We start from the raw sequence: 15424 nt of genomic DNA, 5'->3' as shown, positions 1-15424 counted from the left end.
ATTATGGGCCTTCATATTGGAGTTGACTTTCTCGTTTGTTACTGATGGTGGTTGGAAATACTTTTTTGAAATGCAACAAGGCAGGGTGTTTGGTCAGTTGGGTTAATACCACATAGAGGCCTCCATTAAAAAGGAATACCGATATGATGACCAAAAAGCTGAAGGAAAAGATGATGAACAGCAATGACCCGATGACCGATGTCATCATCAAAGCGAACAATGAAATAGGCAACCTCATTATCACTGCTCGCTTTCGAATATCCTTATAGATTTCGTAGCGTTTCATACTACACTACGATACCTATGAGATAGGTAAATATGCCTACAACTGCACCCGCAATAAGCACAAATACCAATACACGGGTAATTCCTTTTTTGAGGTCTGCATTCTCACCAAAAAAGTGTCCTGCATTAAATAGGAAGCCTATTAGAAAAATAACTCCTAGAATAATGGGAAAGATGGCTCTTATGGTATCGGAAACATCGTTAACGGAATCTTCAATGCCTCCAATTTGGGCAAAAATAGTATTGGAAATGAGCAGTAAAAAAGCTGTCAGGAATAGTGATTTTTTCATGTCGAAATTGATTTAAAATTTGTTGGATTTTGTTGTTTGAAAAATACACTATATTGAATATCAAAATACTGATAATCAGTATTTAGTGAATAAAATATTATTTATATCCGATTGATTTTCAATAGTGTGAATTGACATCAAATCGTATTAAAAATTGAAGCACCTATGTTGATAACTCTAAAACTTTTGAATCGCTCAACGCTCAAAAACGTCAGTTTTATGATTTTACTTCTGAAAATGTGTTTCGTTTTTGGTCAGAAAAAAGTCGTGGTCATCGACCCTGGGCATGGTGGAATTGATTCGGGTGCCATTGGTGTAAATGGTATTTATGAAAAGGATGTGGTTTTAAATATTGCCAAAGAGGTTTTAAACCTGAACAAATTCTTTTTTGATAACGAATTGGATATCTATTTGACCCGATATAATGATACGCTCATTTCATTATCGGATAGAAGTAGATTGACTGAAAGTTTAAAAGCGGATGTATTTGTGTCGTTACATTGTAATGCTTCGCAGAACAATTCCAGAGGTATGGAGGTTTATGTACATCATTCAAAAAACAAAGAGTCTATTGCTTTTGGGGTTTCTATTCTGAATGAAAGCACCGAAAAGCTAGGTTTTGACAAACGAGGTGTCAAGTTTGCCAACTTTCAGGTTTTACGAGAAACCATTTCGTATTGTCCCTCCATACTTGTGGAAATGGGGTTTATGACCAATATGGATGAAGCCGATTATTATCTGAAGGCTAAAAATATCAGGGCTATGGCGTTGGCTGTTTTGATGGGGATTTTGAATTATTTAAATGCTGGATTGTGAAACAGATTTTTTGGAGATTGTGGAGGTCCTTAAGGGTATAGCTATTGTGATAAAAAAGCTTTTTTATAAGCTCTACCAAATAGCCAATCTATTATTTCACGTTTTAGAATGGGGTTAGGGTACATTCAGCCCTCGGCTGACTTTTGTCGCTACGTGCCAAAGCACTCCCGCATCAAAAGAAATGTACCCTAACGACCCGCTAAACCAAATTACGGTGCGAAGAGCTCCATGGAGCTTCGGGCAATGGAGTCGCTCAAGCGGCAACGTACCATAACAGGGCACTAAACGGTAATTTGATCCCGAAATTTTTACTCCCAATACCGCAAAATGGACAAGTAACGGTCCCTGTGGGACCTACTTGGCAAACAATGCCACACGAGACACCGGAAGTCCATTTCTTGCAACATTGTTGAGCCATTTCTCTATATTTCCTTAAAAATCCCGGAACTACGTCTAGCGGGTCGTTATTCCTACTAAATTTCTATAACATCAAGTTCTGCCTCATATTCATATTCTTCTTTGAAGACATTGTTTACCGAATAAGTTACTTTTATCTCACTATCATTCTTAGGAAAACTAATTGCATAACCAATAATTGGAACACTAAAAGGTGAGTCTTCCCATCCATTTGGTTTTGGATTAAGAGGGTATATCAATAGCAATCCATTTTTAGCACCTCTATATTTTCTAATATTTTTTCCAGAAGGAAACTTGGGCGGGGTTTCGCTTTTATTATTTCTTTCACTTAAATTCCAGTCTTGAATTGTTTCTTCTAGTGCTTTAATGTAAATAGGACTATCCTCTGGTATATCTACAAATTCATGTCTTGGATCAATAATATGACTTTTGGCCATGATATAGTATTTACCCTCTCCTTTTTCTATGTCAGTACGCATAGTTAGGCCTAGTGGAACGGGTACTCCTTCTATTTTAAAATGAACATCCTCAGCATTTTTTTTCGTGGAAACTAAACAAATTGACCAGTTCGTTAAGTTGTTGTTAGAGGCCTGCTTTTCAATGTATTCAATAATCTTCTCATTTTCAATAGGATTTTCTTCACGGATATACCCTTTTAAGAAGTTAATCACCTGATTGAAGTTATTCTCAGATTGCCAGACATATGGCTGATGGTTATTATTCACTGGATAACCTAAATTATTAATGAAGTCTACTGTATGGTTGAAGTTATTTTCTATAATATTTCTATCCCGAATAAAACGAGAAGTTTCTCTCAATTTATCAGAAAAGCTAAGGACCATATTATGACTGTATCGAAATTTGTTGGTTGCTGTAATTTTAAGAACATCAGGGTGTTGTCGTACTTTAAGACCAAATTCTCTTGGTGATTTCCGTAAATTATTCATCTCTTCAAAGTCTTCTCTTAATTCGTTTGAAGCAATTGTAATGAATCGATACCACTGTTTTAGTTCTTTGCTTGTAAAAACCCTACACAAATCTAAATACCCAGGCCGATAACCAAACCAGCGCCCCATTTGCATTAATGTATCATACATTTTAGATGCCCGCAAATAATAACTTATAGTAAGCCCTTCCAGTGTAAGTCCTCTAGATAGCTTATTTCCACCGACAGCAATAACGGAAAGTCCATTATTTCTATTATCATAATAGTCCAGTGGGGTTATATTTTTATGTTTAAGTTCCGTCTCATTTTTATTACCATGAACAGCTCTAACTTCAATTTTTGATGCCGCTTTGTGAACTTGTGATTCGATTTCATACCATTGATGATTTTTAATGAAAGGGTCATCATAACGTTCATCAAGAATAATTGAATCTGTTACTGTGGCATAATTTGTTTCCCATATTTTCTTAAGTTCCGAGAATATATCTCCCTCTTTATATTCTATTTGTCTTTGGTAAGATTTTAATTCTTCGTTAATCAAGTAAGCTATTTTATCCTGCCACCGTACAAATCTGGTAACATGAACCAACATGGAATTGTGTTTTGTAAAATGTCCTCTGGTTCGCCTTATGGCACATGAAAGTATGAAGCATTTAATAGCATATTTCAAACTATTGGGAAGGAACTCCGGGAGACTGTCCCAATGTTTATGTCTGTCGGGTATTGAGGTATCATAATCATTTACCTCATTTACTATGGGAAGTGGTTTATATGCTTCTTCAAGATCTTCGACGAGGTTGGTATCAATTCCAAAAACTTGTTTTGGCCCAATGTAGTTAGAAGGTGGGGGAATATTTATAATAAAATCTCTCGGAAACAAATCTTCTCCTGATTGCCTAAAAAAATCAGGCTGATTTACATTAACTCCAGGTTCTATTGATTGAAAATTATCTGGAACTGGAATAAAAATATTAGCAAATGGAGTGGCCGTATATCCAACATAGCCACTTTTTTGAAACAGAGATAAAAGAGATCGGATTAAACCATTTATTGTGGATACACTATCCTTACTTACATTAATTGAGGCATTGTCAGCTTCATCGTCTATTATCAATGCTGAATATCTTATTACTTTTTTATTATCACTAATGGATTCCCCTGAAGAGGCTAACTGTCTTATCAGTTTTTCCATCACTGACTTATTTTTTTTGATTACAAAAACAAAGGGTCCTATACCATCAATTGGTACTGGACTCCTTTGAAAATCTCCATCGAGATCGCTCGAGGTAAGTGGAGTTGGAATCAAGCTTGAGTCATAGTTACCCACCCCCCATTTGTTAGAAGCTACTAGCCTTCTTTCGACTTGGGTATCAAATCCAAGAAACCCTTTGTCTATCCTAAATTGGGTTTGTGCACGTAAGTCATTGTACATTCCAGTAAGTACGATGATTATTTTATAACCCGTATCTGCTGCTTTGTTTATCAAAGCCAAATAGTTACTGGTTTTTCCAGATTGTACGTGTCCAACTACCATTCCTCTTTTATCCCATGACCCATCTTCCAAAGGGTTCTTCAAATGATCTAAGATATCATCTGTTATATCGTCAATTTTGTCTATGGTATCAGGCGCATACTGTTCTTCTTTTTGCAAAAACTGTTTGTATCTGTTCCAATATTTCCAGTTCTGTTTAGTTGACTTATCAATCCATGGAGAATACCCTTCATCTAAAATGGTGTACGGATCGGATTCAATGGTATACTGCTGTTCAATATACTTTCTGATGTGTGGTTCATTAATATCTTGTTTTCTAAAGGCAAGCATGGCTCTCTTGAAAGCATCATCTATATCTGTTTGGTCGATGGGGATTTTTTTACCCTTTAACAGTGTTATTATAAATTCAGTAAACTTTTCGTTCTCCAATTTTATCCTATCAATCTCAACTTTAAGCTCCCTCAATTCAGTCGAAATTTCGGTTGGTGGATTTCCTTCTAAAGCATATTCATAGAGTTTTTGTGCTTCGATATAATCTGCATTATCCAGTGCCAGATGTCCAGCACTTCTAAATAGTACTGAACGAGTGGGTTCAATTTGCTCACTAAAAAGCTCTATGGCCGCCTGCTTTTCATATTCCATCGCTTTTTTAGAATATTCTTCAAACTTTTCTAAATCTTCATTTCTTTTTGCAAGAATTGCCATTTCTGCAAAGTCCATTGCAAGTTTATGTCGTTTTTCTATATATTCTTCTTTCATCTTTCAGCGGTTAACATCATGGGTTGTGCGAATCCTACAATTACAATTATCACAGGCAATTTTGTAGAGTCAGATTGTTTGGTTTGTTCTATCTTTATTTTTAGCCGCTTATTCAACTCACCTTCATCTCCATTCAATGAACCAGAGACCTCCAACCTTGCTTTACGCTGAAAAAGGAAACTATCATTATCCCCTAACCAGTAATCTATTCCGGTTCCTTTTCGCGAACGTTCGATTACCTGATATTTTGACTCCTTGGCTACCTGAACTAGAGCCACACCGCAAGCACCCTCTTCAGTTGCCTCCTGCATATCTTCCCACGTTCTTTTTATTTCATCAGTTACATCGCACCTCTTTAAAATATAATTTCTAGTATATACTCCTTTTCCAGTAGCAGAGGTATTTTTTGAATGACCTCTGTCATTGATACATACAGCGGCTGCATGAGACAGATTTGCACCCATTGCCGGGGTTAAATTATGATGTTTTCCAAGCTCAAGTTCTGTAAGATCTAAAATCATATATTTTCGATTAGTTCTGGATAATGTGCAAAGGGTTCTGTTCTTAATATTTCATCTATCGCCTCATCCCTTGTTTTTCCTACCGAGATATGTGTTTCATATAATTCAATAATCATTTTGACCATATCCGAACTAGCTTTTCCTTCGAATGGTGTTGTCTGGAAATCATTGTTTTCAGTTTCATTGGAGACAATTAAAGGAAGTGGTACTGTTTCCTCGATAATTCGAAATAGTCTATTTAATTTTGCTTTGCTACTCGGGTGGTTTGAAAGAAAGTTTTTTATAATCGGATGAGCTCTATTGATTTGATAAAATCTTCTTCCCTTACTTTTTTTATCCGTCCAAACGAGGATATTGTTCTTATGGTTGTTTCTTTGCCGCTTCACGCCAATTTGTCGATATACTTCTACGGCTTCTTTCCTTACTTTATCTGCAATTTCTTTTAACTTAACTTTGACCTCTGGTGGTGGCATAGCCACTGATTTTTTGATATCCAATTGCCATGCGTTGTCCACATCGACTGTATTGGGAATATTAACAAATATTCTGGCAAGTTTATAATGTTCTTCTTGTTTATACATGCCCAACCAATCACCTGCTAACAAAAGACGGTTGTTCCTATAAATATAGAAACCCTGATGAGAGTTCCAGCCTTTGATTCCAGAGGCATTTTCAAAAACTTGCCTATCTATTTTGGAATGTAGAGGCAATACGTAAGAGACAACTTCAATTTCATCATTGATTATAGATTTTTCAACAACCTTTGTCGCCTTCTCTTCTTTTAAATATGGATCCCATGGATTGATTTTTCTCTCCTTAATCCAAATTGTTAATTTTTGGTTTTCTATATATTGATGAAAAACCATGCTGAGGTGAGTTTTTATGAATTCAATTTTTTCCAGAAATTGATTCATAGCTTCTTCTGGATACTCATCATTGATAGAAATGACACGGTCTAAATTTTGCCAAATGATTGAAGTTCCCGACTCTAAACCGTTCAGTCTTGCAATAAGCCTTTCATCCGATAGATACTTTAAAACTTTCCATTTGTTTACTTCTGCTACATAATTGAGATTCCAACACCTGTATTTGACTTTGTTAGTTTTTTTTGATTTGGTTGCTACAGTAAGATTTCTACATTGAGAAAAAGAAGCTGTTTTAAGTCCTAGACCGAATCTTCCAAGATCCTCTTGGCTCCTAGCCAATAAAGGGTTTTTTGAACCAGGCCTCATTGCATCTACTAATTGGGATTTTGACATTCCTTTACCATCATCTGTTACTACCAAAGAGGTTTCGGGTCCCGCCCATTGAAAATCAATCCAAATGTTCTTAGCTTTGGCAGCTATACTATTATCTATGATATCAGCAATGGCCGTTGGAAGACTATAACCTATAGAACGAAAACTTTCAATCATTGATTTCGCATTTGGAATAGCTTCTTCGCCTTCAAATTTCTTAAGCTGATCTATTTTCACAGAGTTTCTTTTATAATCGTTTCAAGCCATCCTTTTTTTATTTTTCCATCTTCAATTAGTCTTAACTCATGCATAATGTTTATTAAATCATTTCCCGAAAAAAGTCTAACCGGATAACCATCCTCTAAAACTTCTTTTTGTGTTTGTTTTGTATAATAAGAAGTAGTCACAAACAAACCATATTGACCACGATTTAGTCTTGCAACCAATCTTGATACGTGTTTAGGTTGCACTGCATTATTTCGAGCAAACTTTTTTGCTTCACCTAAAAATTCAATCTCATACTTTATTGGATATGGTATAGTAAAGCGTCCGTAAAAATCAAATCCCCCATCAGCGGTTGGCCTAGTCCGTATGATTTTATGATTTACATGTGGTAGATTACGAAATAGCTCAACAACGAAGGCTTCAAATTGAGTTGGGTTAAGCTTGTTGATTTTTTTTAACAAAGAAGCTTCTTTGCTATCTTCACTAGGTAGTTGCTCCTCCTTACTATAAAGGCTTTTGGACCAGATATCTAGCTTTTTAATATTCCCTTTGATATAATCTCTCCAGACTTTTGGAGCTTTTTCATTTAGGGCTTCCTCTGCCTTACAATTTACTCGGCCATGAAGCCATGAAAGTTGGACTTGTTCAATATCAAGTATTGTCAATTCACAACGATAGTTTTTAACAGGATTTCCTTTGTCTTCAAACCAAGTCAATTCCAGATTGGTTAAAGCGCATAAACCATTAAATTTTACCAATCCACTTTTTACTTTCGAGAAATGTAAAATTGGTGGCACTTCACTTAGTTTGTTTTCTAATACCTTATCAAAAACATTTCGCAAATGTTTGTTCCCTCTAAATTGTTCGTAATTTTTTTTACTACTGAACTTTGCATCTCCCCAATAAAAAATAAATCCAGTTGAATAGTCAACAATATCTTCCCATGGATTATACCACCTGTGAGAAATAGTTCTAGTTATCAATACTATATAACAAGGTAGATGAGAAACAATATTCAAATATTTTGCCGCTCTAATACCACCGGAATTACCAATGCCACTTTCATCTAAGGAAAACCACGAGACAAATTGGTCATTTTCCCTAGAAACACTTAAAATGTCCTTGTAATTATGTCCTATTTTGTAACTATTCGTCAATGAGCAATTTCATGTTTTATTAGGTTATATGGTTTCTGATAGCTGAGTTTCTTGAACTTCTTCTTCAATTTGCTGAAACATATCATCAACTATAATTGCTATTTTTTTTGCAAGTAGGGGAGGAACTGCATTCCCTACTTGAACAAATTGTGCTGTTCTGGGGCCGCAGAAATAGTAATTGTCCGGAAAAGACTGAATTCGGGCAGCCTCTCTAACCGTTAGACTTCTGCATTGTGTAGCATCCGGATGAATATAATAATGCCCGTCTTTTGAAATGTGGCTGGTAATTGTTTTGCTAGGTTTGTTTAAGATTTGTACCCTAAAACGATCGGCAAATTTCTTATCCTTGATTCCCTCTTGAACATTTTTGTGATTTGGTAATAGTGATGCTGGAAAGTCCTCTAGTCTTGGAGATTTTTTCTTCACTTTGGCAAAGCATGATGCGAAAAAATAACGGTGTAAATCGCTTTCCATGTGACCTCTTGATTGATGATTACAAACCCCACCTATCCTATTATCAATAAACCAATCGGGATTATATGTTGGGCTGACATTCCTATAACCAATAAAGTTAGATCCAATTCCTTTTTGAGGAAGTCTCAATCTATTTACTTGACGGGCAATTTCATCTCCAACCTTAGACCCTACTTGACTTAATAGTTTTGTGTCAGCAATCTGAGTAACTACGTTAAGCCAGTTTTCATTTAAATCTTGAATTTTTGAAAGACCACTTCTAAGTCTTGGAAGGCCGTTAAGAACATCAGATATAGGCACCTCATCTTGTGATTGAAGAACATCTGGAGTAATCTCATAACCCTTTCGTATTCCCAGCAGGATAACCCTATGTCTAGTTTGAGGAATACCGAAATTTTCTGATTGTATGATATAGTCCTTATGCTTGTTAACCGGATTGCCTTCAATATCAAACGATAATGGCCTTGATGTTAAAGAAAATACATTATAACCGGGGCAAGCAAGTGCTTCATCATTCTCGCCATAGTCCAATTCATAGGATGCGACTGGGTTTTTCAAGTCTTCAAGAATACGGGCAAAAACTGGGCTCTCTTCGGTTTCCGCAGATAATAATCCTTTCACATTTTCCATTATGAAAATGGATGGATTATGGACAGCCAAAATCCTCAAATATTGTTTGTAAAGCTCAACTCTTTCATCTTTCTTCCCGTCTAGAATTTTTTCTTGACGCCTTGATCTACCTACTACGGAATATGCCTGACAAGGCGGTCCACCTATGAGCAACCAGTTTTCTTCTCCATCCAATGCTTGTATTATCCGAGTATCCACTTCTTCTGGAGAAATAGAGTTCTCTCCATCGCCTAGTTCAGCCAACCAAGCATCATTTTTTGCAAATTGAGCCTGCTCTGGCCATCTTTCATACAATTCTTCTAGGGTGATTTCACCTTTGAGCAATCTATAATAATCCTCTGGTGCTTCACCTAGGTCAAATTGACGATAGAAACTTCTTAAAGTAAGTGTTTGATGAGCATAGTATTCCTTTTCAATGGATAAGGCTATTTCAAACTTTCTTTCGTTATCATCATTGACTATACTTGTAAAACCCTCGCCTAAACCACCGGGACCAGCAAATATATCAATTACTGGTATGGCCATTTTTATTCTTAATATTTGGTAAGGCTAATTTTTTTGTATTGTAAAATATTTCTGACATAAATTATTTAAATGTTAAGTACTAAAAATATCAATCTTAACAATGAGTTCAAAGGAAAAATGACTCTTATTTCCTCTTATCCCTACTCCCCCTGTCAAAAGCTACCAAATTAAAGAGCTGTCGCATGCGGCTACGAACACGAATACCGTAAAGCTCCTCTAATTCCTGGGCATTGAGGTTGGTTGTAGCATGAGTTTTAATTTTCTTGCTCAGAAATAGGTCATGGCGAGATAGCAGGATTTCCCCCATCACATTACAATCTTTACCGTAATGCCTACCCATAGGTTCTACACCTAAATCATCAAAACAGAAAAATTGGGTATTGCCATAATCTTCAATGGTCTTATAACCGATATGATTAAACCCAAAGACAATGTTTCGAGTGGGCACAACTTCATAAGGCTTTCGGTGCGGCACCAGATGCTTCAATAAGCGAATCAAAGAGGTTTTACCACAGCCGACAGGACCAGAAAGTAAAATACCCTTATCAATATCAATCCCAAATGCTGCACAAGCAATTCTATCTTGGATAAAGTACAGGCATAGTTTGTAGAGAATGTCTCGGTCTTCCTTGTAGATTTTAAATTTATTTCCAAAAATTAGTTTCCCTTTGGCATCCAGATAAACCAACATTTTATCAAAATCATACAAAATTTGATTGCCTCGCATAGTACCCAAAGCATACTGGACAGCACCTTCAATAATGATATGTGGTTTTGGATTGCTCATAAGGGTTCGTCATAATTTTTATCCGAACTGGTCTTTAGGTTGTCCTGATATGGGACACTTGCCAAATGGTTTTCATCAGTTTCTGAATTTGAATTTTCTAAAATTTGCTGTTTGTTTAAGTTTTTATTGTTTTCTATAGTTTGTATATGTTTGTTTATAGGTACCAATGCTTGTCCAGTACTTGTCTCGATTTTAGTACGGCTTGGGTACAAAGCTTGTCCAGTACTTGTCCCAAAATTGAACATCTTGATACGACTTCCTTTAAATGGGTTGTGAGATGGTGTGTAGAGTAAGTAATTCCAATGGCTCAACTCTTTGATACAACGATGGTAGGTAGACTTAGAACCAATCTTTGAAAAGTTCATGACTTCTTCTCGGTTGATATAAAATTCATCTTTAAAAAAGTTGTTGTTCCAGATTTGAAACAAGGCCACATACAAACTGATATGGGTTGGATTTAACCTACTGTCTTTTGAAAACTGCTCAAACACCCCATTGAGGTGCTTGATGTAGTTGATGTCTTGCAAACCAAACGCTAGAATTTATTATGAATCTTGTTTTTCTCTAGTACCTGAATGATTTCCTGATAGTCGTAATACAGTACCCCTCCAATTTTGGTATAAGGCAATGTGCCATTTATGCGTAGGTTTTGCAGCGTACCAGGTGAGATGCCTAAAAGCTCTCGCACTTCTGGAGATTTAAGCCATTTTTTAGCAGGTTGTCCATTTTGGTTTTGTAAAAGTTGCTTGATGTCTTCGAGTAATTCCAATTTGAATTCCATCAAGTCTTCAGAGGTAATAATAGTTGCTCCCATTTATAAAACGATTTTAGAAAACAAAACCGTCTGCAATCAATTGAGAGATATTAGACGGCTTTGTAGTGATTTGACTTTCGTCCTACAAAATTGGTAAGTATTAATTTACTTTATTCAATAGGCAATCCCAAGTTGGGTTCTTTTTTCGCTCATTTTTAATGAGTTACATTAATGTCATTTAATAACTGTAAAAAACACCGTCGTATCATTCACCCGTAAATAAAATGACATTACCATACGTGTTTAAAACACCCAACTTGGGTGCAACTATGGTATTATTCATCGGAATCTTCATAACGTTTAAGCAGAGCTGTTTTAAGTTTGTCAAGGAATTTGGTATTGTTTGATTTCCTAGACCTTATTTCTACAAATGTGTGATAATAATTACCTAAATCAATATTGTACAAACGTTCAAAAGCAGCGGCCATTTCTTTTATATCGGCAGTACCACTATTTACAGCTCCGCAACTGTGGAGGGCATATATCAGCTCAATTAAATCGGTTTTATGAGCTGTCCAAAATAAATGAGACTGTTGACTGAAAGGATTCATTGCCTGTTCCATACCATTGTTATTTTCAAGTTTATCAATTTCGGTTTTGAGGTGAACAATTAGCATATCATAAGCTATGATTGTAGCCACGGTACCATCATGGCTAGTTGAAAATTGCTCATCAGTAAAAAAGAGGAGGCAGTCAGGAAACAAACGAATATCTGCGTTCCCTCTTAAAAAATATTGTTCATCCAATGAGTTGGCATTTCTTCGGTAGTAATGATAAAACTCCAAGTTGTCATTGAAATAATCCTGAAGCTTATCTATGTGACCATTTAGATATTTAGATTGCGATTTCTTACTACTTCGAGGTCGCTTACCTTCAATATTGAATAGCTTTACGTAGTAAATTAACTTGCTGTTTAAATGCGGTTTTATCTTTTTAAAGAAGTTAATTTCGTCATGCCTTGACTTAAATTCGTGTTTATTAATGAGCTTTCTGGCCTCCAGCAAAGATTTTTTCGCCAATCTTATGCCTTTCTCGGCCTTGATTAAAACATCTTCGATGTTGTTTTCTATGTAGTCCAGGTCACTATCTAGTTTTTTAAGTATGTCCTTATAAGTTTTCAGAATTAATCAATACAAAAGTTGGTTATACATTATGGCCTTTATATCAATAAAGAACCCTTTGTACTGTCCTAGCGTATAACGGTACAAAGGGGTTCCTTACAATCAACCAATCAAAAAGAGAAACGCGTTACACAAAGTTAATTTGTATTTGTTTCCTTTTCTTGATATTCAACTGATACTTCGTACAACATTCTGAAATCTAAACCAATAGGAAACACTAGGAACGATATTTAGCAGGAGTACAGCCTTCATACTTTTTGAATGCTGCATAAAATGTGGCCTTCGTGTTAAAGCCTACTTCCATACCGATACCTTCAATAGACAGGTTTTTGGATTTTTCATCTACCAATAGAGCCTTGGCCTTATTAACTCTGAACTTGTTGATGAAACCATTGAAATTTACTCCTAACTGATTATTCAAAGCGTGCGAAATGCGCTTAGGGTGAATATTTGTTTCCTCGGCAATATCTACGATGGTGAGATTGGATTTTAAGAAACTTTCATTTCTTTTGATTTTACGAGTTACCATCTCTATAACTTCCTTCATTTCCTCGGCTGTCATAAAAGGTGTTTTCACTTTTTCAACCGCAGGCAATTCTAAAGGAGGGTTGGAAATTTCTATGGTTTTATTTTCACTTTCTGCATTATGATAGCCTCCTATTTTATTATGGAAAAACAAGTATAGCGATACGATATTCTCCTGTGTGATTCCTTTAAAGGACACCCAATAAATTAGTATAACATTTACAAGGGTTACGAAAAAGTAAAGTGTATGATTATCTATAAAAAGATGAATTAAGAATAGTATCTGAAAAAAGATACTTCCGAATACAAATAGCTTTGACCAATTCAGGTTTTTGTGTACGGTTTCCGAAAATTGATTGTCTACTTCTTTTTGATGTAACATAATCCACCTGATGGTCAGTATTCCAATAAAAATGGAGTAGCACAGTCCCAAAACAAAATATACCAACGCGAAAGAAGATTCTTTAAGTTGGAGTTTGGTGGCTATCGGTAAAAGGAAAATAATCAACCCTCCAATTGTCTCAACCACACCTGGAATCAATGTCCAATAACTAAGTTTTTTTTCATTGAACACCGATATTTTTTGGATGTAGATATAAAACAATGGATAAGCCAAAAAATGGAAATGAATGGGAGGTAGCTCCAATATTGGGTATTGCAGTAATACTCCCATATCCTCCAATACATTGGGTATGGGCTCCAACGAAAACAATAGTATAAACAGTCCTAAAAACAGTGTGGGCTTGTTCTTTTTGGAATGCATGAATAACAACATTATCCCGAAGAGCAGTCCTTGAACAACTCCCAGAATATCTATTAAACTTATTATGTTATATGAAAATTCCATAAAAAACTACAATCAGTAATTGCATGGCCAATTCCAGATTACAAATTTAAATTTATATGAGCCGTTTTTAATCATTTATCGCTTTTTTTAGACGCCCAATATTCTCCTGCTTAATGGGTTCAAGTATCTTCTTCCCATATTCCGTATGGAAACGATGCCTACTTAAAAATTGAATATTGGTTATATTCCAATCTTCATCGGAGCAGTCTAATTGTAAAAAATTAAACCATTCCCTTCTCAATAATTCACACTTAACAAAATACTGTTTGCTCCCCAAATGGAACAGGTCCGCATCACAAAGGATATTTTCATAAATGTTTCTTGGGCTCTGGGGGATTTGGGTAGCATAAATACTATTGCATACCATTGTGATTTTATCATTCGGATAATTTTGCTTGGTCAGAAATGAAAACGCTTCATGGGCACTATGACCTTCATGCCCCATGAATGTGATTGCATTCCCCACATCATGGAACAGGGCGGCCAACAATACGGGCTCAAGTTCATCCATATCCAGTTTTTCATACATACCAATTTTCAGCACATTTTCATAAACCTCCATGGTATGCATCACATTGTGAAACGGCAATTTACTGCAACGACTTTTGGTCAACAGTTGAACACAGAGTTTCTTCGCCAATCCCAAAATATCTTTCACTCTGCCAGGATTTTGACCATGAGTGAATATTCTTCAAAGGAAATTTTTCCACTGAATATTTTAATAGAGGACGCTATCAATTTATTGGCTATCTCTTTTTCAAAGCCGATTCCTATCGCATACTTTCGAATCAATTGCATCTCGGGCTCGTCAATTTCATGGTCGGCATAAATCATGCAAAACAGTTCGTAGATATATTCAAAACGTTCCTTTATGGTTGTGACAATAGGTAAGGGATAGCTTGATACGTTATCCATTATTTCTTCATATTGTTCTTTGCTGATATCAAGTTTTCTGGAAAACGTATTCAGCATGCTTTGTTCCTCCAGATTAAGTTCACCGTCCACTAAGGCCATATTGGCAATAGCAGCGAAATGCAATACATTTCGCTTTTGAGTTCCTGATTCATATAATTGTGAAAATGACATTTTATTAATTTTTGAGTTCTTTAATTATCCCAAAGGGAATTGTGATTTGTTACCAACGAAAATTCAGAAACGTATCCGCTTCAGATAGGAGTTCATTTTCTGTTCTATGGTTGTGTGTGGCGATATGACCTACGATCTTTTCGCTCAAATGTTTACAGTGTTTATCCATATAGGCTTCTAAATTTTCTCCTTCATTGGCACTACCTTTTCCATGGGAGGCTATCAACAGAAAATCGAAACCAGCTACTTCTTTTATTATTTTTTTGAAAAACTGATGGTCATCGGTTTTCTTTTTACTAGTCAAATAATTTTTGATTACCCCAAGTTTTTTCCAGTCATCGGTATGCTTGTGTTTTTTTGAGCTATCCATATTAAAATCATCTTTTCTCTGATAAATAATGGCATCATTATGGTCTAACTTTAAGAGTCCTATTTTTTTATCTTTTACGTCTATTATAAACATGACATT

Annotated in this window: 16 protein-coding genes; 1 reads left to right on the top strand and 15 read right to left on the bottom strand. The window is 35.7% G+C overall.

Annotated features, from left to right (window positions below; all coding sequences use genetic code 11):
- Nucleotide 1: 1 nt before the first annotated feature.
- Nucleotides 2-286 (bottom strand): hypothetical protein, encoded by a 285-nt coding sequence (locus LV704_RS13180; RefSeq protein WP_163423292.1) that lies wholly within the window; start codon nucleotides 284-286, stop codon nucleotides 2-4.
- A gap of 1 nt (nucleotide 287) precedes the next feature.
- Entirely contained in the window at nucleotides 288-575 is a 288-nt protein-coding gene (locus LV704_RS13175; protein ID WP_097047315.1) for a hypothetical protein, read from the bottom strand.
- A 219-nt stretch (nucleotides 576-794) separates the two neighbouring features.
- On the opposite strand from LV704_RS13175, the gene LV704_RS13170 reads away from it, so the two are divergent.
- A complete protein-coding gene (locus LV704_RS13170; protein WP_163423293.1) occupies nucleotides 795-1391 on the top strand; it encodes an N-acetylmuramoyl-L-alanine amidase in 597 nt (198 codons plus the stop codon).
- A 473-nt stretch (nucleotides 1392-1864) separates the two neighbouring features.
- Here the strand turns inward: LV704_RS13170 and LV704_RS13165 are convergent, their stop codons facing one another.
- The 13 genes from LV704_RS13165 to LV704_RS13105 form a co-directional block, all read right to left on the bottom strand.
- Nucleotides 1865-5005, bottom strand: a complete 3141-nt coding sequence (locus LV704_RS13165; protein ID WP_163423294.1) for a Z1 domain-containing protein — start codon at nucleotides 5003-5005, stop codon at nucleotides 1865-1867.
- The gene (locus LV704_RS13160) at nucleotides 5002-5469 is read right to left on the bottom strand and encodes a hypothetical protein (protein WP_233782039.1); all 468 of its coding nucleotides are present in this window, start codon (nucleotides 5467-5469) and stop codon (nucleotides 5002-5004) included. The genes LV704_RS13165 and LV704_RS13160 overlap by 4 nt, the downstream gene beginning before the upstream one ends.
- 53 nt (nucleotides 5470-5522) lie before the next feature.
- Nucleotides 5523-7001 carry an ATP-binding protein gene (locus LV704_RS13155; RefSeq protein ID WP_163423296.1) on the bottom strand — a complete coding sequence of 493 codons (1479 nt, stop codon included), beginning with the start codon at nucleotides 6999-7001 and terminating at the stop codon, nucleotides 5523-5525.
- Entirely contained in the window at nucleotides 6998-8146 is a 1149-nt protein-coding gene (locus LV704_RS13150) for a restriction endonuclease (protein WP_163423297.1), read from the bottom strand. Before LV704_RS13150 ends, LV704_RS13155 begins: the two co-directional genes overlap by 4 nt.
- Before the next feature lie 24 nt (nucleotides 8147-8170).
- A complete protein-coding gene (locus LV704_RS13145; protein WP_163423298.1) occupies nucleotides 8171-9775 on the bottom strand; it encodes a DNA cytosine methyltransferase in 1605 nt (534 codons plus the stop codon).
- 124 nt (nucleotides 9776-9899) lie between these two features.
- Complete coding sequence (locus tag LV704_RS13140) at nucleotides 9900-10562, bottom strand: ATPase (protein ID WP_163423299.1); 663 nt, start codon at nucleotides 10560-10562, stop codon at nucleotides 9900-9902.
- The gene (locus LV704_RS13135; RefSeq protein ID WP_163423300.1) at nucleotides 10559-11089 is read right to left on the bottom strand and encodes a hypothetical protein; all 531 of its coding nucleotides are present in this window, start codon (nucleotides 11087-11089) and stop codon (nucleotides 10559-10561) included. The genes LV704_RS13140 and LV704_RS13135 overlap by 4 nt, the downstream gene beginning before the upstream one ends.
- Before the next feature lie 8 nt (nucleotides 11090-11097).
- Nucleotides 11098-11376, bottom strand: a complete 279-nt coding sequence (locus tag LV704_RS13130; protein WP_163423301.1) for a helix-turn-helix domain-containing protein — start codon at nucleotides 11374-11376, stop codon at nucleotides 11098-11100.
- Between the two features lie 275 nt (nucleotides 11377-11651).
- Nucleotides 11652-12395, bottom strand: a complete 744-nt coding sequence (locus LV704_RS13125; protein ID WP_233782038.1) for an RteC domain-containing protein — start codon at nucleotides 12393-12395, stop codon at nucleotides 11652-11654.
- Nucleotides 12396-12714: 319 nt separating this feature from the next.
- Nucleotides 12715-13869 (bottom strand): AraC family transcriptional regulator, encoded by a 1155-nt coding sequence (locus tag LV704_RS13120; protein WP_163423302.1) that lies wholly within the window; start codon nucleotides 13867-13869, stop codon nucleotides 12715-12717.
- 67 nt (nucleotides 13870-13936) lie between these two features.
- A complete protein-coding gene (locus tag LV704_RS13115; protein ID WP_163423303.1) occupies nucleotides 13937-14527 on the bottom strand; it encodes an HD domain-containing protein in 591 nt (196 codons plus the stop codon).
- Nucleotides 14524-14955, bottom strand: coding sequence for a TerB family tellurite resistance protein (locus LV704_RS13110; protein ID WP_163423304.1), 432 nt, complete (start codon nucleotides 14953-14955; stop codon nucleotides 14524-14526). Before LV704_RS13110 ends, LV704_RS13115 begins: the two co-directional genes overlap by 4 nt.
- A gap of 49 nt (nucleotides 14956-15004) precedes the next feature.
- Nucleotides 15005-15418 carry a hypothetical protein gene (locus tag LV704_RS13105; RefSeq protein ID WP_163423305.1) on the bottom strand — a complete coding sequence of 138 codons (414 nt, stop codon included), beginning with the start codon at nucleotides 15416-15418 and terminating at the stop codon, nucleotides 15005-15007.
- Nucleotides 15419-15424 lie beyond the last annotated feature (6 nt).

It is taken from the genome of Flagellimonas sp. CMM7, from assembly GCF_021390195.1.
In the GTDB taxonomy this organism is placed as follows: Bacteria; Bacteroidota; Bacteroidia; order Flavobacteriales; family Flavobacteriaceae; genus Flagellimonas.
Note: the sequence above shows the minus strand (reverse complement) of the source record. Positions and strands in the feature narration are given on the sequence as shown.